Below are 21,329 nucleotides of genomic sequence, written 5' to 3'. Positions count from 1 at the left end.
AATGTCTCCCGTCGATCTTCACGAAATCCGCTACTTACGACCGCGTGCTCGCAGAAATCCTGCCTGCGACTTGCCACAAGCAAGCCTTTTGCATGATTTTGCTGTGCGCGCGGCCATCGTTTACGCGGCTTTCGTGAATTTCTCGGTCCAACATTTAGGGACACCCCCTATTTCGTAATATTGTTCTCACATCGAGACCATGCTCTTCTATTTTTCGGTGAATTGTTGAACGTGACAATCCTAAAGCTACGGCTGCCTCTGTTTTACTACCATTATGTCTCACTAATTCAGCAATAATAGCTTCACGTTCTAATTCTTGCAAAGTACGTTTGCGAGTAGCGCTAGCTGTTTGTACGCGAGAGGATAAAGTACTAGTTGCAAAAGTTATATCTTCATCATCGATAATATCTCCCCGGCGCATAAGTACTGCACGTTGTATGACATTGCGTAATTCTCGTACATTACCTGGCCACTGATGTTCTATTAATTTTGCAATAGCTTTTTCAGTAATCTTTAATTGTTCACCAGGTGGAGTCAATTCAATAATAAAATGTTGGGTTAACTCGGGAATATCTTCTTTGCGCTGTTGTAAATTTGGCAACTTTAATACCAAAACGTGTAATCGATGATATAAGTCTTCACGAAAATTACCAAATTCTATTTCTTGTTCAAGACCACGGTTGGTTGCTGCTAATAATCTAACATCTACTTTAAACGAATCCACCGCACCCACACGCCTTACCTCCCCAGTTTCTAATACTCTAAGCAATTGCGGCTGTAATTCTATTGGCAATTCACCGATTTCATCTAAAAATAATGTACCACCATTGGCCGCTTCGAAGGCACCTATTTTACGGGCAATTGCTCCAGTAAAAGCACCTTTTTCATGTCCAAATAGCTCAGACTCTATTAAAGACCTGCCAAGTGCACCACAATTTATTGCATGAAAATTTTTGGTCACTCTAGGGCTAAGCGCTGCAATTAATCTCGCCACTACTTCCTTTCCTGTACCAGTATCTCCAGTAATCAATACCGGAGCTGACGCCACCGCAACGCGATGGATACGCTCTCGTAAATCATCCATAATTTTACTTTTGCCAATCAATGGCCGTGTATCTCTAACACTTCTGTTAATAGTTTCTTCATTTGCACTGCCACTAGTAATTAAAAGAATAGTACGGCCTAAACGCAACTGAACACCGCTTGGTACCTCGCCTTCTAAAACTTTTCGATCACCAACAAACACACCATTTCTACTACCAAGATCCCGCACTATTACTCTATTATTTATAATTGTTAGGCGAGCATGAAATGAAGATACATATGGATCAGTCAACACTATATCGTTACTCGTGTCAGAACCTATGCCAATACCCTGAGTATCTATGGTAAATATTTCACCTGGAAACACTTCAGGTACGGATAACCATGCATGGATTTCGTCATTATTTTGTTCTCTGCTTATTATATTTTGTGATAAGGTGCGTGTACTCATATTTTTAGTAGATTTTTCTTTATCTTCTTGATAATGTATAGTACCAGTTATCGGGCCTATCTTAATAGAATCACCATCTCCAAGACGATATTCTTCCTTAATAATTTGGTTGCCTACTGAGGTTCCATCATCATTTCTATTGATTAAGGTTAATGTATCTCCATCGTTTCGAAGAACAGCTAACATAGGTGGTACTTCATTGTCGGGAATACATAAATCACATTCAGAATTTCTTCCAATTGTAGTCAGACCTGTGTCAATGGTACGCCACATGATAGTTCGGTCAGCATTACTTAATGCAATTCCGATGCCCATTTTTCTTGCCTCTCACTAGCAATAAACTTAACTATTTTTCATTAGAGTTTATTTACTTTACAAGTCTTTCGTAACTTTACACAAGCCTGTACCTTTTATGGGTCTATTTATAGTGCCGCCATAGGGAATATGTAAAAATCCTTTTGGATCTTTACGAAATTTCGCCGCTGATAACTCCCAAGCGGTTGCGATATTTGGATTTTTATTTAAATATGATTGATCAGGTTTTATTTTTATACATAAATCCAAATTGCTTAAATTAAATTTTGTTTTTAATTTTATATTTCCATCAAGATTTATTTGAACCTGACCACCTTCTTGTTGAAATGAAGCAACTTTTATAATGCCATCATTAGCAGTTAGATTTAATTTTATAGTACCAATAGTTGTCGTTGGTACTGTCAATCCAGATACTTTACCTGGCCCAATTGCCACTTTATCTAGTTTCAAGTTAAGTACGCCTTTTGTCTGCTTTACATCAAACGGTCTCCATTTTATGTCAGTTCTTAGATTGAGATAACCAATTACTGGCAAACCAAATTGTTGTAGTAATATTGGGGGTGATGAAATACTTAGATCATCAACATCCATATTTATATCCATTGCACCAGAATTTTGCATTTCAACCTGAAAATCAAGTTCACCCTGTTCAATGTCGAAACCAGATGCAATAGCTAAACGAAATAATATTAAAGGTAATAGCTGTACGCGTATATGAAAATCATTTAACTGCATTTTTAATGGTTGATTACCTGGCTGGGTAGAACGAATAATAGCTGTTTTCGCATGTATTCCACTGAAACGATATGTTGAAACATTATTAAATTGAATAGCGTATTGACCATTGGTTATTTTCTGTACTTCATTTTCGAGGCGTTGGCTAACTACATCTGCAGGGAAAGTATAGGATAACGCCAAAAGTAAAGAAAATCCTGCAAATATTACATACCCGCCAATTATAAGTATTCGACGCCATTTTTTTAACATTGCAGAATTCATCCAGCTTTTAATTGGTAAGTAGTAATAGTTAATTCAATGTCAGCCACATCACGTCTAAAAGGTCTTGATACTTTCAAACGACGGATAATAACTATCCCTGGTGAGGTTTCTAAACGAGAAAGAAAATCCTGCAATCTATCTGCAGATAAGTTACTAGCTCGTAAATCAACACGAGATTCTATTATGCCATCAGCATTTGGTTCGCTATCCTCTGGTCGCAACTGACCAATTTCTACTCCTGCTTGTTTAGCTACTGATTCTATTAAAGATACCAAGCGAGTATTTGAACGACCAAGTTCTTTCAAACGAGTCTGCCGTTGCTGCTCTCTTGCTTTATATTCCCCTTGCAAGGCAATCAATTGATTAAGTTGTTTGGTTTTAACTTTTACTCTATGTTCGGCACCATCAATGGCGCTTGAAACAGCCACTCCAACAACAACTAAAATTAGCAAAATTATACCACCAGCAAGACCCAGCATTATTATCTGTTCACGCTGAGTTAAGCGCGCAAAGGCGGCCTGTGCCGCAGCAATTTGATTTTTAATTTGAGCAATTAGCTCGTTCATTTTATATAAACCCTTTTGTTAGCATTAAGATCTTCTTTTCTAGTTTGTAAATATAAAAACCATTAAGTTTTAAGTCATTACTCATTAGAAACCATACCTAGATGACCAGGGGTAGAACCCGCCGGACAATTAATTTTTACTGTAAGATTGAATTCAACACGAGCACCATCGCGTGTACGACGTTGCTTTCCAATATTAACCTCTTGTACACATGGATCACGCTTAAGACTTTGAGACAATTTTTCAGTGCTATCAAAACTTGCCGCTTCTCCCTTGCCCGTTATACGATCAGGCTCATCGGCTCTACCATCAACCCGTAGTTCTAAATTCTCAAAATTTACATCAATATCTTCATTAATATTTTTTGACATCATTTCTAAAAGTGAGGCTGCAGAATAGGCAGGAATGACTACACCTTCACCCGCACCAGGAGCTTGACGCATAGTTGCTAAAGCAGCAGTTGGATCGCATATTTCTCGTCCAACTATTTTTTTAGTGGCTGTACAAAAACCCTTATCTATTCGACTTTCTTCGTTTGCTAAAATAGAATAGCGAATTATCGCACTGCAAATAGCTAATAATATAACAATTGCAATACCTGATAATATTCGCGAAATTTGCCCGCGAAATAATTGAATATCTCCTTGATATGCAAATTCGCCGGTGCGAAAATTTAGCGGTACATTTCTTCCGTGACGCGCAACTGCAATAGCCATCCCTAATGCTAAAGCAAACTCTGGAGCAACATTAATATTTTCATTTTTATCTTCTTCATCTAATGTATTTTGGCCCGATTTGTTATTATATAAAAATGCATTACTATTGGTTTTCTTGGCGTGCGGAATAAAACGGTCAAACAAAGCAAATGCCTGACCATCTGCAGCATGTCCAATGGCTTCTGATAAATCTACTAATTGTACTTCAATTCCAATTTGGCATGCTAGGTAATCAGCAATACCTACCATTCTTGATAATCCACCTGTAAGCAATAAACGAAATGGTGCAATATCAGTTGGAAGATATTTAAAAGTTGTAATTAAATTAGATAGAACATAGGTCAACCCTTCAGTAGCTACAGATGATATTTTCTGTGCGTCTGAATTTGCTTGATTATTCTCATTATTGGATAAGATGCGAACTTCTTTTTCTTTTGCAAATCGTGCTTGTTCAACATCCACACCGAATCTATGCACTAAAGCCCGGTCAACATCAGAACCGCCTGCTCTAAAACTGCGCGAAAAACATAGATTACCATTTTTAACAATTGCTAAGTGGCTTGTCGTTTCACCCAAAGAAATTACAGCAATCGGATCACTTGTTTGGCGTGGTGCCAGTTCAGCTAAGGCACTTGCCACCGGTATGATGGCTTGAGCTTCTATCCCTGCTTGCTCTAAATCTTGAAGTAAGGATTTTAATTGCTGTTTGGGTGTAATAGCAGCAAGTATATCCATACTATTATTTTTACGATTAACTAAGTGCCAACTTAATATAGTATTTTCGAAATCGTATGGAGTTTGACTTTCTAAAGCAAAGGCGACGGCTGCTTCAATCTTACGCGTATCATTAAATGGAAATGAAAGTGATCGTGTTGATACATTACGTGATTCATGCCCAATAACTATAGTATCAATTTTTTCACCAATAGCCGCTTTAATTGATGCTAATATCTCAGTACGTGACGCATTAGATGCCAATGTTAATTTAACCGCTTGCGTAACTTTAGTATTGCGCATAGTAGTATCCAAAACAATTACGCGAGCTAAACGAGGTGATATATCAACTGCTGCAATTCGTTGCGCCATAGTTTTTTACTCTACATGAAAATAGTAATATTGATCTTCTTGAGTTTGATATATAGAACGCATAATGGACCGTGCATTACCATTTATCCCTTCTGCCTCAATTGAGTACCATGTAGTACTTGCTCTGTCTGTAAAAGTTTGGCCTAATATTTTTTCATCATAAGGGACACCAATTGAATCTAATATGGTTTTTAAAATAGTGACATTTAAAGTAATTAATCCGCTGCTATTTTGACCACGCATTTCATTTAATGCTGTCCAAAAAACAGGCGTTCCAAGCAATGTACTACAATAGCCTGGTTCAGTTAGTGCACTACAAATACCAATAGCCAGGGTAATATCATCCGCCGTTCCAATTTCAATTTGAGACGAAGTCTTATAAATAGTTACTCGCTTCTTTAAAATATCATAAAGTTCATCATTAATTCCATGCACTAGCATCAACTCAGCTACTGAATCAAAAGGTGCATTTTTTGTACGATAGGGATCTCGTAAATATGAATAATATCTATCCTCATCTCCAACTTGCGTGCCTGTTTGTACTTTATCAGTATCAATCCAATCAATAATCGCGTTAATTAATTCGGCAGGAGACTCAGCATGGTTACCCCTTTGACTATCTTCTTGAAAATAATGTTCTAGTTTTGGGTCACTGAGTAATCCTAACAACTGTTGCTGTGCAGAAACTGCATTACTCGGATGAGATAGTGCCATCGCCGGCAATGAAATTTTTCCATGTTCACTGTTACATGTAGAAATACATTCAACAGAATTAAAAAATTGATTTTCTTCATCATCTTTAGCTTGATCGATATTATTATCTTCAATTGATTTTGTTATTGCGGATAACAAACTACAGTTAATTGGTACTATGGTGAGTAATGACCCTAAAGGTGGAATCAACGAAGATTCAATCCCCATGCTTTGTGCTACCTTTTGCATACCTTGCTCTAATAAACGTCCATTTTTTAATAGCAAGGCACGCACGCGCATAGCACTTAAAGCTGCATATTCTGCTTGTACGGTATCACGGGCATTGATAGCTAATTGTAAGTCTACGCGTGTGTTAAACTGTAATTCGGCAACCGCGCTACCCACAAGAGTAATAGTTGTAATTACTATCAATAAAGCAACCCCACGCTGACTATCCTTATTGGATAGTTGCCGCTTTCTTTTAAAAAAATGTATCTTTAATGCATGCATTAACAACCATCCGCCGGCGCAGAAAAACCTGTACCGAAAATCAGTATTGGTTTTTGTAAAAATATTCGTGTTTTAGTAACAAAAGTTTCTAATTGTCCGTTATAATCCTTCGCCTTTATCTCAATACGAACAAATAATGGCATACGACCCTTATAATTTGAACTGGTAGTATCCCATTCATCTTCCCAGCGATCTTCTTTGGCGTTATAAAAAGAAAAGTTTAATTCTTCTATATCATGAGCAATAATATCGACATGACCATCAGCCTTTAAATCTTCATTTATGCGATTCTTTTCTCGTCGCATTAATACCAATTTATTTGCTTCGTCTGGATCTCTATCGAGATAATATGACAAGGCATTTTGATCTGATTCTGCTGCATCTTTTTTAATCTTTAGATGCGAAAAACTCGTGAAATCAATACGCATTCCTGAACTATGTTGGCTAGCGATGAACAAAGTGTCACTTCTTGGTTCCGTGCAATTTTTATGTCTCGACAAGAATGCCTGCGAAATTTCTTTTGTCATTCTTAACATTGCTTGCCGAATCTCGTTATAGTGGGAAGTAATTTTTTCGGTTCGTTCACGTGCATCTATGGCGCGAGAAAAAGTACCATAAGTAAGCGTCGCAATTAGAGCTAATACAGCAATGGCAACCATTGCTTCGGCTAAACTAAAACCATAGCTATTACTCATGCAATTATTTGCAGCGAGGTTTCGTTTGAATAATCGACGCTGTAACTTTTGTGCTCGCTTAATCATGTAAAAGTCACTTCTCTTTTTTCGTTATATTTGACTCTTTATTTGGTAGTATTACTTTGTTGTGTTGAAATACCCAAATCCTCACGTGTTACTATAGCGCTTATTTTTGTTGAGTCGGTATATTGGCCATTTGGCCAAGTAATCTTGAGGTCAACTAAACGTATCGACTCGCTAGCCTGTTTGGTTAATACTTCTAATGGCCCCTCTAAACTCATCGCTAAAGATGAGTAATTACCAGCCGTATTATTATTTTCATTATCTTCTTGGCTATCACCAGTAAATTTTCGTAATAAGTCTAAATCAATTTTAACTTCAGAAATTTGATATTTCCATTTAAAATCTGGATGTCCTTCTTCTTTAAAATCACCTTCTTTTTCTACAGTTCCTAGAGTAAATCCTTCATCAAGTAAATCCTGCTCGATATCAATCATTTTCGATCTTGCTAATAAAGTAGCTATTGTTAATCCCCTAACACGCCCAGCAGCAGCAAGACTCGTAGCTTGTGCATGTAATAATACACCTAAGCCCAACCCTAAAATTGCTAATGCTATAACTACTTCTAATAAAGTAAAACCTCTTTCTGTTTTCTGAACGCCAAATAGTTTATAGTTTGAGTTCATTGAGGCACCTCAACAAACTTGTCAATGATTTCGGTATTTCCGGTTAAACCTGCAACCTTAACTGTAAAAGTAGTTCCTTCAGAAGTAGTAAGATGAATCATTGACTTTTGGGTATAACCACCAGGGAAAAAATAGAGAAATGCTTTATCTTCAGTAATGGGTTGAGACATTCCTTCTACCCAAACATCCAAAATTCTAACATCTTTAGAAATCCTAAAATCATGACCAGCATTTTGGTATGATGAAAGTTCATCAACATCTTCGGTTTCTTCTTTAGATATACCTAATAAAGAAAGTAATTCTGCAGGCGGTTGAACTTCTTTTATTTTTTCGTCAGCATTATCACTGTTAGCTACTGATTCATCCTCAGTAATTTTTCCATTATTACCTAATAAAACATTGGCTAAATCAAATAAGCCCGGTGTCTCAGTAATTTTACTATTATCTGATTCAATTTTTATTATTTGTTTTGTTAAATCAAACACTAGTCGATATTTGCGACCACTTAATGCTGCTTGATCATAAGTCGCGCGTATAGTGCCTGCTACTTTCCCCGCGGTTGATCTTAAATCTGCAATATTTGTTTTACCTACCATCGGTACTATAACTGCTGCAGCCAGTACTAAAATTATTAACACCACCATAACTTCAAGCAGAGTAAATGCTCTTGTTCTATAGAGTAGATCTCTACTATCGTTATCAATTACAAATACGCCAAGCATATGACGTTTTATTAACATTTATCATTACTCGGTATTTGCTTTTGAATTATTGTAATTAGTAATATCATCGCCGCCTCCTTGAACTCCATCTGGACCGTAACTCATCAAATCAAAGCCACTGGTATTACCAACCCCTGGATATATATAAACGTATTCATGTCCCCATGGGTCTTGTGGAACTTGTTCAATAAAAGGCTGGGCATTACCCTTGGGACTAACTAAAGCAACTAAACCCTCACTTGTTGAAGGATAGTTATGAAATTGTAATTTATATAACTCAAGAGCCTCAGTTAGGTTTTTGATCTGAACGCCTGTTTGTTCAATTTTCGCTCTAACTAGCTGTTTCATAACTGCAACACCAACCGTACTAGCGACCAACGAAATAATGACTAAAACTACCATTATTTCTAATAGATTCATACCACGTTGATACTTGCGATTCTCATGTATAACGTGTTGCCACTTGATGATTCTTTTCTTAAAATAATTTATAAAATTAGCATGCATTTCTTATACTCCTTACCCTGCGAATGAAGAAATTTGTAAAATCGGTAACAAAATAGCGAATACAATGAAGCCAACCACGACCCCTAAAAAAACAATCATAATTGGTTCTAAGACACTAGTTAAAGTTCTTACCCGTATATCAATTTGCACTTCATAAGTATGAGCTACATTATTAAGCATCAACTCTAATTGACCAGAGCGTTCACCGATAGCAATCATATGGGTAACAATTGGTGGGAATTCTCCAGAACGCTTAAGCGGTGCAGCAATACTATCTCCCTCTTTAACTGCGTCTCTTGCAGTTTCAATTACCGTTAATAATACCGAGTTTTGTACGACATTTTTCACAATATCAAAAGCTGCAAGCAATGGTACACCGGCCCCCAATAAGGTGCCTAACGTTCTTGAAAAACGCGCAACTGCTACCATACGAGTAAGTACTCCAAAAATTGGTGCTTTTAATGAAAATTTATCCCATCGTGCTCGACCAATTGGAGTATGTATATAACGATAAAAAGCCCAAAGAGAAAATATGAATGCCGGGATTATTACAAACCAATAATCTCTGGCGGTAGAACTGATAAATATCAATATTTGTGTGGGAATAGGCAGCGCAACTTTTTGTGCAGTAAATAAGGCTGAAATTTTTGGAATTACAAAAATAAAAAGTATACTGACTACACCCAGCGCAATAAACATCATGATTACTGGGTAAATCATGGCACCAATTAATTTACCCCGTAACTCAGCACTGCTTTCGGTAAAATCTGCTAAACGGCTTAGTACTACTTCGAGAGCACCGGATGTTTCACCTGCTCGTACCATATTAATGTAAAGAGGCGAAAACACTTTAGGATGGCTTGCTAAAGCATCGGCAAAGCTCGCACCCTCGTTAACTTTTTGTTTAACATCTGCCCAAATAGATCTAAATACCTGATGTTCTACTTGGTCAATTATTGCGATTAAAGATTCAACTAAGGGAATACCGGCGCCAAGCAAGGTTGCTAATTGTCTAGTAGCAGTTGCCAATTCTTGAGTTGAAACATGTTCGCGAAATAATTTGGGACGAATCGACAGACTTCTATTTTGTAAACGCTGACCACTCTCTGTTAAATCTGTTAAAAATATTCCTTCACGTTTAAGTTGTTGTTTAATCACACGTGGATTATCGGCATCACGAGAACCTGTGACTGCTCGCCCTTGGGCATTAAAACCCTTATAAGCATATACTGGCATTACATTGCATCCTCCGCAGTCACTCGTAATACCTCAGCGCTTGAAGTAATACCGGCTAGTACTTTGCTTGCCCCATCTTCGCGCAAAGTTCGCATACCTTGCGTAATAGCTTGTTTCTTGATGGTATTAGAATCTACATTTTGCAAAATTAATTGGCGAATCGAATCAGACGGCATCATCATTTCATAGATGCCGGTACGACCGATATAGCCCATATTTAAACAATCATGACATCCTTTGCCACGCCAAAAAGTTGGCTTGGTGCCAACCATTTCAACCGATAATCCGAGTTCACGAATTTCTTCTAAACTTGCTGTGTATGGTTCTTTGCAATGTGGGCATAATGTACGTACTAGTCTTTGAGCAACTATCCCAACAATTGACGAAGCGACTAAAAACGGCTCAACCCCCATGTCTACTAGTCGGGTAATAGCGCCAGGTGCATCATTAGTATGTACCGTTGAAAGCACTAAGTGACCTGTAAGAGCTGCTTGAATTGCTATTTCAGCGGTTTCAAAATCACGTATTTCACCAACCATAATTACATCAGGGTCGTGGCGTAAAAAAGAACGAAGCCCGCTAGAAAAAGTAAGATGAATTTTGGAATTTACTTGTGTTTGTGACACCCCGGCTAATTGGTACTCGATAGGATCTTCAATAGTTAGTATGTTTAAATCGGGAGTATTAATAGCAGATAAGCCAGCATATAAAGTTGTTGTCTTACCGCTACCCGTTGGCCCCGTAACTAAAATAATACCATGACTCTTTTTAATTAAGCCTTTAATCATACCAAAATTGTCCGGCGAAAAACCTAAATCTACTAAATCTAACAACACTGCTGAGCGATCTAACAATCGCATAGTAATACGTTCACCATGTGCCGTTGGCGCAGTAGCAACACGAATATCAATATCTTTGCCCGCAATTTTTATGCGAATACGACCATCCTGCGGTAATCGTTTTTCTGCAATATTAAGACCGGCCTGAATTTTAATTCTACTAATGACTGATGCTTGTAGTTTTTTGGGTGGTCGAATTTTCTCATGCAAGATACCATCCACTCGAAAACGTACAATAATATCACGTTCGGCTGGTTCAATGTGAATATCACTTGCATGTTCTTTAACTGCTTGTGAAATTAGTGAATTAACTAAACGAATAATAGGCGCTTCATCTGCAGAGTCTAGTAAATCGACAGCTTCTTCAATATCTTGGGCAAAAGTTTCAAGCTCTTCATCAGCTAATTCGTCCATAGCACGAGTAGCTTGTGCAGTACCACGATCATAAGAACGATTTATCGCATCAATTATTAAATCTGAGGTAGCTAAAAATATTTCAACAGGTGCATCAATTAATACTGCAAGATCATCAAAAGCTGCTAAAGCTAAGGGGTCATTACATACAACTTTTACCCTACCTTCATCGTTTAAGCCTAATGGTAGCAAGCGATATTGTTTAGCAAAATTAATAGGTACCGCTGCGATTAATGCATCAGGAATATTTCTATCTTCTATACGTTCAATTACTTTAATACCTAGCTGTTCACCCAATGCGGTGATCAAATTATGTTCATTGATTAATTTTTGCGAAAGTAAAATCTCACCTACACGGCCTCCTTTTTCAACCTGCGTAGCCAAAACCATTTTTAAAGTATCAGCATCGATATAACCATGTTCGATTAAAATCTCACCAAGTCGACGCTGACTAAAAGTTGGTACAACTCGATTTGTGGTCGTTGCCTCAGTATCTGCGCCATCTTTATGATTATTCACCACTAACGACATTATGCCTACTCCATATCCTCTGCCATATCATTTGGAGGAGAAGCATTATGACCATCGATATCATTTTTTTCGTTAAGATTATGTGTTTGCTCATTTAATATTTGCACATCATTGGCACTTGGTGATTCATTGTTACTTTCCTTTGATTGATTATTTTCTGATGTAATACTTTCACTAATTGGTTGTTTGGTATTATCTCTGTCTAATTTACTATCTTCACCTTGTATATATTCTTCATTCTCATCCTGACTATTTTTAAGTTGCGATGACTTTGCACCTAATGGTTTAATTACTATTTCGTCTTCAGCGCCACTTCCACCATTCTCTGCTTTATTTTGTTCACGTCGTAAGGTATTCACCATATTCGCAAAGGGACCACGTTTGCGTGAATAATCAATATGAGCTCGATACTCGGGGATACTGCCATAATATTCGATAGCAAAATTTTCATACTCTTCCATTTTACGCTCAAGAATCTCTTGAAAATCGTTTGAATTACGAATGATATATGGAGTTAATACTAATAGCAGATTTACTTTTTCTACTTTATGCGTACGATTCTTAAATAACCAACCTATAATTGGTATATCCCCTAATATTGGCACTTTAGTTTCACCGTCGGTGACACGATCTCGCATCAATCCGCCGATAACTACTGTTTGTTGATCATCTACTACCACTACAGTTTTCGCGCTACGATTGGCAGTAGTAGGTGTGGCAGTAACTTGTTGTTCGCCAACTATATCTTCAACTTGCTGATCAATTTTTAATTTAATACGACCACGCTCATTGATTTGTGGGGTTAAGGTAAGTTTGAGCGAAACATCAACTCTATCTACCGATGAATATAAATTACTTAAACTACTCAAACTGTTTAATGTTGCATTAGTACTTGCAGCAGCACCTAAAGATGATAAAGATGTGCCACGCATAAAAGGAATTTTTTGGCCTATCTCTATTGATGCTTCTTCGTTGTCAGTGGTTAGTATATGTGGCGTTGATAAAATTCGTGCATTACTAGACTCTTCCAATAATTGTAAAATGATCCCAAAACTCGGAAGGCTTAAACTATTACCACCAATATTCCAAGTTAATGATTTGCCAAAAACACCCGCTAACGCCCCCCCGGCAACGCTTAATAACTGTGCCGGACTTTGATATGCCGCTATAGTGCCACTGCCACCAGCGCTTTGTACAAAACCTATTGAGCCCGCAGTTGCACTGCCACCAGGTAAATCACCATTAGCAAATTGCGTTGGCACGTGATAATTTAGCCCAGCTTTTAATGTATCACCTACCGTAACTTCTAAAATGGCTGCTTCAACGTAAACTTGGCGTCGTGGGCGATCAAGTTTTTCAATAATCCGCGATAATGAACGATAATCACGACCGCTCGAAATTATTATAAGTGAGTTTGTTGCTTTATCCGCAGTTATTTTTATTTCGCCCTCAAATAAAGTTGCACTTTCAACCCCTTTGCTTTGATTTGATGTGGTTGCATGCGAACTTTGACCTGGTACACGGGCTGGACGTGGCGGTCGGCTACTTTGAGTATTTCCCGATCCCTGTGCTAATGATGATAAAGTTGAAGCCAATTCTTCAGCAGATGCATTTTCTAGATAATAAACATGTACACGACCTTGCTCAGTTTCAGAAATAGGTACATCTAACTTGCTAATTAAACTTCTAATAGCTTCAAAGCTACGGCGATTCGCTTTAAAAATTATTTGATTGGTGCGATCATCAGCAACCATTTTTGATATCTGTACTTCGGTATCATCTTCTGATTTGTCAGAATTCGCTTTTAATTTACTCGCTGTTTTAGAATCATGAATTGGAGTCGCCCGTCGTCCACCCATATTTCTTGAATTTGCGCCACCGCGAGCTGCAACTTCGAATATTTGTGTTAATTTATCGGCTATCTCAGTAGCAGTAGCATATTTAATTTGAATAATTTGCAGCTCGTCATCAAAACCAGGGATGTCTAAGGCTGAAATTATTCTACGAATTCTCTCTAGGTTATTGGCATATTCGCTAATAATTAATGCGTTACTTGGCTGAAATATTTGTATCTGACCCTCTCTACTTTTTAATGATTGTAGTACTGAATTAATTTGCCCTACCTCAATATGCTGTAGTGGTAGGATAGTAGTAACCATCTGCTCACTATATTTTGGGCATGCTGGGTCATCAGGATTAACACAAGTCGGTATCGGCGCTCGTATCGCTTCTTTAGTTTTCATTAGTTTATAAAACTTGCCAATACGCACTACTGAAATATCACTCACTTCTAATGCTGATAAAAAAACCTGATAGGCTTCTGCAGCACTTATCTTGGTTGGTGATAAAATCGTTAGACGCTTACCCTTAATCGAATCAGGGATAATAAAATTACGCTGCGTCATATCGGATATCGCTTTCACGATATCTTCGATTTCTGCTTTCGAAAAATCAAAACTAAACTTACCATGCTTTGCCCGTTCTTTTAAATCTATTTCTCCCTTCTTTTTTGACGCTGCAGGAAATGCCATTGTTTTGCTGCTATCGGCTTTTGCTGCATCCTTAGTTTCTAAAGCTTCTGGAGTTTTTGCTGGCGCTGGTATTTCTGCAGGTGGTTGTTCAGAACGCACCGCAGTGGCTCGGCTACGTAATGGTCGTGGTGGTGGTTTAAGATGAGCGTCTGATGCAGCTTGTGCTACTAATATTGATCTACTATTCCACGCAGTTTTATACTGCACGGATTCATTTATTATAAAAGTAGCAATTAATAAATTTAAGCACGCCACGCTAAACATATTTAGTCATCCTCATTTGAAATAGCAGTGCACAATTTGCTCATTTACTTTGGCACTTAATGCTTTTGGTTCAATAGCTAAAATATTAAAGCTATTCTTATTTATTTTTAATATATCTCCAACATGCACTACTCGGCTATTATTATTAAAAGTAATAATAGCAAAATCATCACTTTTCGCCTCTGCACTAATAATAGCACGTACCGTAAACGGACATTCAAGTGCATTTGGTTTCTCTTGGGTTACTGAAAGTTGAGGAGGTACCGGCAATTCTGTAGTAACTCGTATTCCATAGTCAGCAATCAGTGTAGATGCACCATTTACTAAGGTGAGTTTATTAGTTTCATCGCTAGACATTAACTTTTGAGTATCACCATTATAAGTTGATAATATTGGACGATCACCCATAATAATAATTCCAATTACCAAAACACTAAGACGAATTGTTGCTCCTACAGTCATAACAAACTAGCCTGTCAATCAATACTATAATTCATGGTCATATCACGACCACGCCGTTGTAATTCGATAGAAACTGAGCTTGCCTCTTTAAGTTTTTGATAAATTTCAAGCGCTTTATCAGGACTACTCATTTCATAACCATTTATCTTTTGAATTACATCACCATTTATTAAACCAATTTTTTCATAAATGCTGCCTGGTTTAATTGAAAATAATTTGAAACCATTAGCTTTACCATTTTTAAAATTTGGAACAATACGTGCTTGGGTAGCCACCTGCGATAAATTATTCATCGCTTTATCTACTTCATTTCGTTCAATAGTATATTCAGTATCACTTCGTTTAATAACCCCCGTAATTTCTGGATTACTCGATTCTTGTTCAATCACTCCCGTCGACGAAATAGATGGTGTCTTACTAGCAGATGCTTCTTCGCCTTCAGCATAGCAACGTTCATAATGATCACGTCTTTGTACAACAACAGCGCGGTCTTCTATGCTTACTAAAGTATCATCACCACCAATTTTATTAGTACCTTCATTAATTGAATAAACATCTGCCTCATTATTCACAAATAAAACTGCCATTGACCATTCAGGTGCATTATCTGCCACTAAAGTTGCTCGTACTTTCATGCTCATCGTACATGATCGTATATCATTTGGGTTAGCTGTAGTTGCGGCAACTACTTTTGGTGTAGGTGATAAATTTTCACGTTTAATACTAAATAAATTTCTTTGTGCGATATTAATAATGCTGCGACGTGATGATGTATTAATGGTTTTAGTAGAGCGGAATTCTATTTTATCATTAGCATTTGGTACTACTCGTATGTTTTGCGCCAGTACTGCATTAACAGCGCCTGCAACAAAATATGCCGCTAAAACAATAAAGACCAGATTAAGCACCCAGCCGTTAGCACGTAAAAATGTGGCAATACGAACACCTAACATATAATTAATTCCTTTTATTATTTCCCCAGTTAATGCAATTTTTGCGCCAGCAATAACTTATATAACTATTCGTAATATCAAGAGATATTTTAAAAGTTGCTTTATAATATTCGACACTTTGTCAAAATTAAAAGCCTTGATCTTAGCCATTTTGACATATTGTCAATTGCAATTTTGCTTATTATAACAATCTATATTTCAAACCTTTGCAAGGGGGATTACAACTTGGCCACAATACCGTGTATACTTAAAACATGCCGTTAAGTACCATTGTAGTTGCTGATCCGGTTGCAAGTTTAGCTAAGCAAATCGCTGATGGCTGTGAAAGACTTGCCAACCATTGCATTGTTGTAACCCAAAGTGAAGCTCTGCTTGAAATAGAGCCAACCAATCAACCCGATTTGATGATTTTATCTTGTGAATTAGCTAATAGCGATACAGTTAGCCTTGTTGAACAACTGAAACAAAAACTTACGCAAACTTTTATTATTATTTCATTTCGCGAGTTAGCTATTCCCACCATGGAAAAATTAACCAAACTAGGTATCGAAGACTTTATTGCCCAGCCTTTTGACCTAACTAGTATTTATCGTGCTGCCTCACGTCATTTTGGTACTGCCTTCAGACGTTTTGAACGCCACCATATTGCCCTTGATGTCACACGTGCTGACGGTGTGGTCATCGGACGTACTATAGATTTGTCAGAAGGCGGATTGCGTATGCATGCTTTTCACCCAGTAACTGTGGGTGATTCATTATTGGTTGATTTAGCGCTGGATGAAGGCAAGCCGCTAAGAGTTCGTTGTCGTGTGCTTGAAGTAGAAGGGCAACCACCCATCCCCGTAGCTGTGCGTGTACAATTTGAAAATTTGCGTGGTCGCGAACATGAACGTATGATCGCCTTTACCAATAAGCTCGCCCAACAAAAAAGCAGTAAAGAATAACGTTTAATAAGGGACACCCCCTAGTGACCAAAACCTACTCTTCTTCTTCTTTGGGCTTATACTGCGATACGATTTGCGTTTGAACTTGTGGTGGTACCGGTTCGTAGTGTGAAAAATCCATACCATATGAACCGCGACCACCAGTGACCGATTTTAAAAACGATTGATAATCTAACATCTCAGCCAAAGGCACACTGCCAAGCACGGCAATATTGTTGCCGGGGCGTTGGTCAGTACCACTAATGCGACCACGACGTGATGAAAGGTCACCAGCAACATCACCCATGTTATCGTTTGGCACCACTATCTCGACATTTACAATTGGCTCAAGAATTTGTGGTTTGGCACTTTGCACCGCTTGTTGAAATGCCTTTTTACCCGCTGAAATAAACGCAATTTCTTTTGAGTCAACCGGATGGTGCTTACCATCGTATACTTCTACACGAATATCTTGCAATGGATAGCCGGCAATAACACCTTGGTTTAGTACTTGCCTTATGCCCTTTTCAACCGCTGGAATATACTGTGCCGGAATCGAACCACCAAAAACTACGTTAGCAAACTCGAATCCTTCACCACGCCCTAATGGCTTAATGCGTAAAAACACTTCGCCAAATTGGCCAGCACCACCGGTTTGTTTGCGATGACGATGGTGGCCTTCAGCCGAGGCAGAAATAGTTTCACGATATGCAATCTTGGGTGGTCGCGTATCTACCTCGACATTATAACGAGCCTTCAAGCGAGCCAGCATGGTGCGTAAATGCAGCTCGCCTAAACCTCGCAGAACCAATTCGTTGGTCTCAATATTTCGATCAGCCACAAAGCATGGGTCTTCAGCAGTCAGTTTGCTTAACGCGCCAGAAATCTTACCTTCATCACCTCGGCTTTTAGCCTGAACCGCCAGTCCATACATGGGGCTTGGTAGCATGGTTGGCTTAGCATGAATATGCGCCTCATCAGAGCTATCATGCAGCATAACATTACGCGAAATTTCTTCGATTTTAGCCACCGCACAAATATCGCCTGGCACTGCTTGTTCAATCTCTATGTGATCTTTGCCTTTTAGACTTAACAAATGTCCAACTTTAAATGCTTTGCGTGACTCATTAATAAAAAGTTGTGATTCTTTAGTTACGCAACCTTGATGCACCCGAAACATACCCATACGGCCAACAAATGGGTCAATCGAAACCTTAAACACATGCGCTAAAATGTGTTGGCTAGTATCTTGCTCAGGTTTAAAAGAAATCGCAGCATCACCTTCGCCTTTAAGGAACACGTGCGGATTATGCTCTTTAGGATTCGGTGTTAGTTTTGCTAAAAAGTTGTTAAGTTCCTTTATACCAATTTGTTGCTTTGCATTAGTAAATAATATTGGCACTAAATGGTTTTCAATTAATGCTTTTTTAAAGGCGTCTTCTAATTGAGCCGCTGGTACATCACCGGACTCAAGATACTGATTCATCAAGTCTTCATCTAATTCGACAATTTGCTCTACCAAAGCCGAATGTGCGTCAGCAACTGAAGAAAAATCAACATTACCCTCAGTGTTATTTAAACAATCAAGCACTGTTTTACCGTGGTCTTGCGGTAAATTTAAAGTAAGACACTCGGTGCCAAAATTTTCTCTAATTTGTTCAACTATACGAACAAGGTTTACATCTTCAGCATCAATGTGGTTGATCACAATAGCACGAGCAAGGCCCATGTCCTTGGTGCGATCCCACATACGCTGTGTTGTCATTTCAATGCCAGATTGAGCATTGATTACAATTAAAGCTGTTTCAACAGCCGAAAGCACTGACAGTGAATCGCCTAAAAAATCAGCAAGTCCTGGAGTGTCAATAATATTGATATGTTGTCGGTTTTCATCAAAGCTCATAATTGAAGCCGATAACGATCGCTGTTGTTCTTTTTCAAGCGGATCAAAATCAGAAACCGTAGTTCCTCTTTCGATGGTGCCCATGGTCTTGATGACACCAGCAGTGCACAGCATAGCTTCACTCAGCATCGTTTTACCTGAACCCGCGTGACCAACAATAGCAATATTTCTAATGTCTTCGGTGCTGTATTTTGACATGCGCTCCCTCGAATTTTGCCATTCGCTTTAGCCCTTTTGCTAAAGCGAATATAGAGCGGGGAACCTATGAGACGTTGCGCAAATATTCAAGGGGATACTTGATTTAATTACTGCTCAAAATGCGGAACCTCAGGAATTAATGGGCGAACTACTAAGTCACGTAAGGCAAAATTCGATCCTTCGCCTACTCTTGCTACAAATAAATCATCACGATGACGCGCCAAGCCAAATTCATCAATACAGCCCATACCCCCACAAATTTCCATAGCCGCTGGTAAAAGCACTGAGGCTCGTTGCGAACATTCTATTTTCAGCTTAGCCGCTGTCTCACGGCACATAATGCCAGCATCATATTGTTTGACTGCATTAATCAGCCAAATAACTCCTTGTTCAAGGGCAATATCCATATCGATAAGCACATCTTGAACACGCTGAAAACGTCCAATTAATCGATTGTTAAACTGAGTACGTTCTTGAGCATAACGACGCGTCGCGTCTAAAGCATAGGCAAGTGAAGCTAAGGCCAAGGCGCTAATAAACAAACGCCCACCATTAAGCGTGCTTACCATAACCTTAAAGCCTTCATTTAATTCACCAAGCATCGCATCTTCACTAACTTCGACATTATCGAAAAAAATCGAGCCAGTAGAAGACTGACGCCAAGCCTGTTTACCTTCTATCTCGCGATAACAAATATTGGGATGATTCATTGGTACAATAAAACAAGTAGAACGGTGCGCCCGACGTCCATCAGGATTGGTTAACGCATGCACAATCGTATGACTGGCCCATTTAGCGTTAGTGATCCAGCATTTCTCGCCATTGATACACCAACCATTATTAATACGTTTAGCCGTTACTTGAGGGTTAGCGGCATCAGAACCACGCCCCGGCTCGGATAACCCAAAGATAAACATCCGTTTGCCGGTTGCAAGGTCATACAAATGAGCTGCTTTTTGCTTTTTTGTACCAGCTAATTGTAAGGGTTTTATGCCTAAACTAACCGCAGCCCCTGGAGTAATAGCAACGCTGTGGCTATGATAGCCCAAGGCAAAACCCATCAAAATCAGATCGAGCATTTGCCCACCAGCACCGCCAAATGATTCTTCAACCGTAAGGCCAAATAAGCCAAAATCCGCCATTGCCTTAATTGCGGCATCATCAATCAGGCAGCGCTCGCGCTCCCATGATAAAAGCTTGGGGACTATTTCACGATCAGAAAAACTACAAAGATTACGGTAAAATTCAAACCGCTCGGGCTCGATAAGAGACTCAATATATGTATCTATTTGACGACGCATTTAGCGTTATCCTTCCCATAGCGTATGCTTTTAAACCATATGGAGCGTGCTAAATGGCCTTAAGCGGCGGTGCACGTCAAGTCGTTAAGGGGAAAGATTTTTTAAAATCCTAATGTTATTTTTTTTGTTAATTTACCATAAATCATTTTCGTATAAACGCTGCAAAAAAATTTGCCATGGCAAAATTTCTATCCCATTTATTATCTGTAAACGTGACTCGTGGCATACTAGATAGTAATGCTGTAAAAGTTTTTCTTCAGCCAATGCTTGCAGCCCACGTAAATCCTGGCTTGATACACGTTTAGTGGCCTTAACTTCTATTGCCACATGGTCATTTAAAATAAAATCTACCTCATACTCGAACCGGTTAAAATAAATTTATGGTTTCTCTCTTCAATAAGCCCGTGTATTTCGTCTAATAATTCAGGCGGTTTTTGAATCTCATCTATAATAACTAAATTATCTTTTGGTGTTAATTCGCGTCGTAATCGTCCTGGTTCACGACTAAAATCTAAAAATTGGTCATGCAATAACAGTGAGTACATCTTTATGTTAGGAAAAATCTTTTTTAATAGGGTGGTTTTTCCGGTTTGGCGTGGCCCTAATAAAAATACAGATTTTCTTTTCAACGGTTGATTTAAATCGATTATCCGCGAAACAAATTGTTTCATAATAATAGACATATATCATGTCTTTTAGTAAGTTCTCAATAAATACTGGCGAAACATGGGTGTCATCTCGAACGTAGTGAGAGATCTTTTTTATGCTTTTAAATATAAGATTT

At 38.4% G+C, this 21,329-nt stretch carries 19 protein-coding genes; 1 reads left to right on the top strand and 18 read right to left on the bottom strand.

Features of this window, described 5'->3' with window-relative positions:
* Positions 1 to 154 precede the first annotated feature (154 nt).
* The 14 genes from JW841_08145 to JW841_08080 form a co-directional block, all read right to left on the bottom strand.
* Positions 155 to 1,810 (bottom strand): sigma 54-interacting transcriptional regulator, encoded by a 1,656-nt coding sequence (locus tag JW841_08145; GenBank protein MBN1960903.1) that lies wholly within the window; start codon positions 1,808 to 1,810, stop codon positions 155 to 157.
* A 57-nt stretch (positions 1,811 to 1,867) separates the two neighbouring features.
* Entirely contained in the window at positions 1,868 to 2,797 is a 930-nt protein-coding gene (gene gspN / locus JW841_08140; protein MBN1960902.1) for a type II secretion system protein GspN, read from the bottom strand.
* An 8-nt stretch (positions 2,798 to 2,805) separates the two neighbouring features.
* On the bottom strand, positions 2,806 to 3,375 hold the full coding sequence (pilO, locus tag JW841_08135; protein MBN1960901.1) for a type 4a pilus biogenesis protein PilO: 570 nt from the start codon (positions 3,373 to 3,375) through the stop codon (positions 2,806 to 2,808).
* 77 nt (positions 3,376 to 3,452) lie between these two features.
* A complete protein-coding gene (gene pilM / locus JW841_08130) occupies positions 3,453 to 5,177 on the bottom strand; it encodes a pilus assembly protein PilM (protein ID MBN1960900.1) in 1,725 nt (574 codons plus the stop codon).
* 6 nt (positions 5,178 to 5,183) lie between these two features.
* Entirely contained in the window at positions 5,184 to 6,302 is a 1,119-nt protein-coding gene (locus JW841_08125) for a general secretion pathway protein GspK (protein MBN1960899.1), read from the bottom strand.
* 77 nt (positions 6,303 to 6,379) lie between these two features.
* On the bottom strand, positions 6,380 to 7,141 hold the full coding sequence (locus JW841_08120; GenBank protein MBN1960898.1) for a prepilin-type N-terminal cleavage/methylation domain-containing protein: 762 nt from the start codon (positions 7,139 to 7,141) through the stop codon (positions 6,380 to 6,382).
* Positions 7,142 to 7,179: 38 nt separating this feature from the next.
* A complete protein-coding gene (locus JW841_08115; GenBank protein ID MBN1960897.1) occupies positions 7,180 to 7,761 on the bottom strand; it encodes a prepilin-type N-terminal cleavage/methylation domain-containing protein in 582 nt (193 codons plus the stop codon).
* Positions 7,758 to 8,501, bottom strand: a complete 744-nt coding sequence (locus JW841_08110) for a type II secretion system protein (protein ID MBN1960896.1) — start codon at positions 8,499 to 8,501, stop codon at positions 7,758 to 7,760. Before JW841_08110 ends, JW841_08115 begins: the two co-directional genes overlap by 4 nt.
* 6 nt (positions 8,502 to 8,507) lie before the next feature.
* Complete coding sequence (gspG, locus tag JW841_08105; protein MBN1960895.1) at positions 8,508 to 8,990, bottom strand: type II secretion system major pseudopilin GspG; 483 nt, start codon at positions 8,988 to 8,990, stop codon at positions 8,508 to 8,510.
* Between the two features lie 12 nt (positions 8,991 to 9,002).
* The gene (gspF, locus tag JW841_08100; protein ID MBN1960894.1) at positions 9,003 to 10,226 is read right to left on the bottom strand and encodes a type II secretion system inner membrane protein GspF; all 1,224 of its coding nucleotides are present in this window, start codon (positions 10,224 to 10,226) and stop codon (positions 9,003 to 9,005) included.
* On the bottom strand, positions 10,226 to 12,010 hold the full coding sequence (gene gspE, locus JW841_08095) for a type II secretion system ATPase GspE (GenBank protein MBN1960893.1): 1,785 nt from the start codon (positions 12,008 to 12,010) through the stop codon (positions 10,226 to 10,228). The genes gspF and gspE overlap by 1 nt, the downstream gene beginning before the upstream one ends.
* 5 nt (positions 12,011 to 12,015) lie before the next feature.
* Positions 12,016 to 14,748 (bottom strand): type II secretion system secretin GspD, encoded by a 2,733-nt coding sequence (gspD, locus tag JW841_08090; protein MBN1960892.1) that lies wholly within the window; start codon positions 14,746 to 14,748, stop codon positions 12,016 to 12,018.
* A gap of 69 nt (positions 14,749 to 14,817) precedes the next feature.
* On the bottom strand, positions 14,818 to 15,267 hold the full coding sequence (locus tag JW841_08085; protein ID MBN1960891.1) for a hypothetical protein: 450 nt from the start codon (positions 15,265 to 15,267) through the stop codon (positions 14,818 to 14,820).
* 14 nt (positions 15,268 to 15,281) lie between these two features.
* Positions 15,282 to 16,220, bottom strand: a complete 939-nt coding sequence (locus tag JW841_08080) for a hypothetical protein (GenBank protein MBN1960890.1) — start codon at positions 16,218 to 16,220, stop codon at positions 15,282 to 15,284.
* Between the two features lie 254 nt (positions 16,221 to 16,474).
* Between JW841_08080 and JW841_08075 the strand changes: the two genes are divergently transcribed.
* Positions 16,475 to 17,164 carry a PilZ domain-containing protein gene (locus JW841_08075; GenBank protein MBN1960889.1) on the top strand — a complete coding sequence of 230 codons (690 nt, stop codon included), beginning with the start codon at positions 16,475 to 16,477 and terminating at the stop codon, positions 17,162 to 17,164.
* Between the two features lie 34 nt (positions 17,165 to 17,198).
* Here the strand turns inward: JW841_08075 and JW841_08070 are convergent, their stop codons facing one another.
* From JW841_08070 to JW841_08055, 4 genes are all read right to left on the bottom strand, one after another.
* Positions 17,199 to 19,244 (bottom strand): elongation factor G, encoded by a 2,046-nt coding sequence (locus JW841_08070; protein MBN1960888.1) that lies wholly within the window; start codon positions 19,242 to 19,244, stop codon positions 17,199 to 17,201.
* Between the two features lie 107 nt (positions 19,245 to 19,351).
* The gene (locus tag JW841_08065; protein ID MBN1960887.1) at positions 19,352 to 20,545 is read right to left on the bottom strand and encodes an acyl-CoA dehydrogenase family protein; all 1,194 of its coding nucleotides are present in this window, start codon (positions 20,543 to 20,545) and stop codon (positions 19,352 to 19,354) included.
* Between the two features lie 132 nt (positions 20,546 to 20,677).
* Entirely contained in the window at positions 20,678 to 20,872 is a 195-nt protein-coding gene (locus JW841_08060; protein MBN1960886.1) for a hypothetical protein, read from the bottom strand.
* Positions 20,873 to 20,892: 20 nt separating this feature from the next.
* A complete protein-coding gene (locus JW841_08055) occupies positions 20,893 to 21,216 on the bottom strand; it encodes an AAA family ATPase (protein MBN1960885.1) in 324 nt (107 codons plus the stop codon).
* Positions 21,217 to 21,329 lie beyond the last annotated feature (113 nt).

Source organism: Deltaproteobacteria bacterium (assembly GCA_016931625.1).
In the GTDB taxonomy this organism is placed as follows: Bacteria; Myxococcota; XYA12-FULL-58-9; order XYA12-FULL-58-9; family JAFGEK01; genus JAFGEK01.
This window is presented reverse-complemented; position numbering and strand designations above follow the sequence as displayed.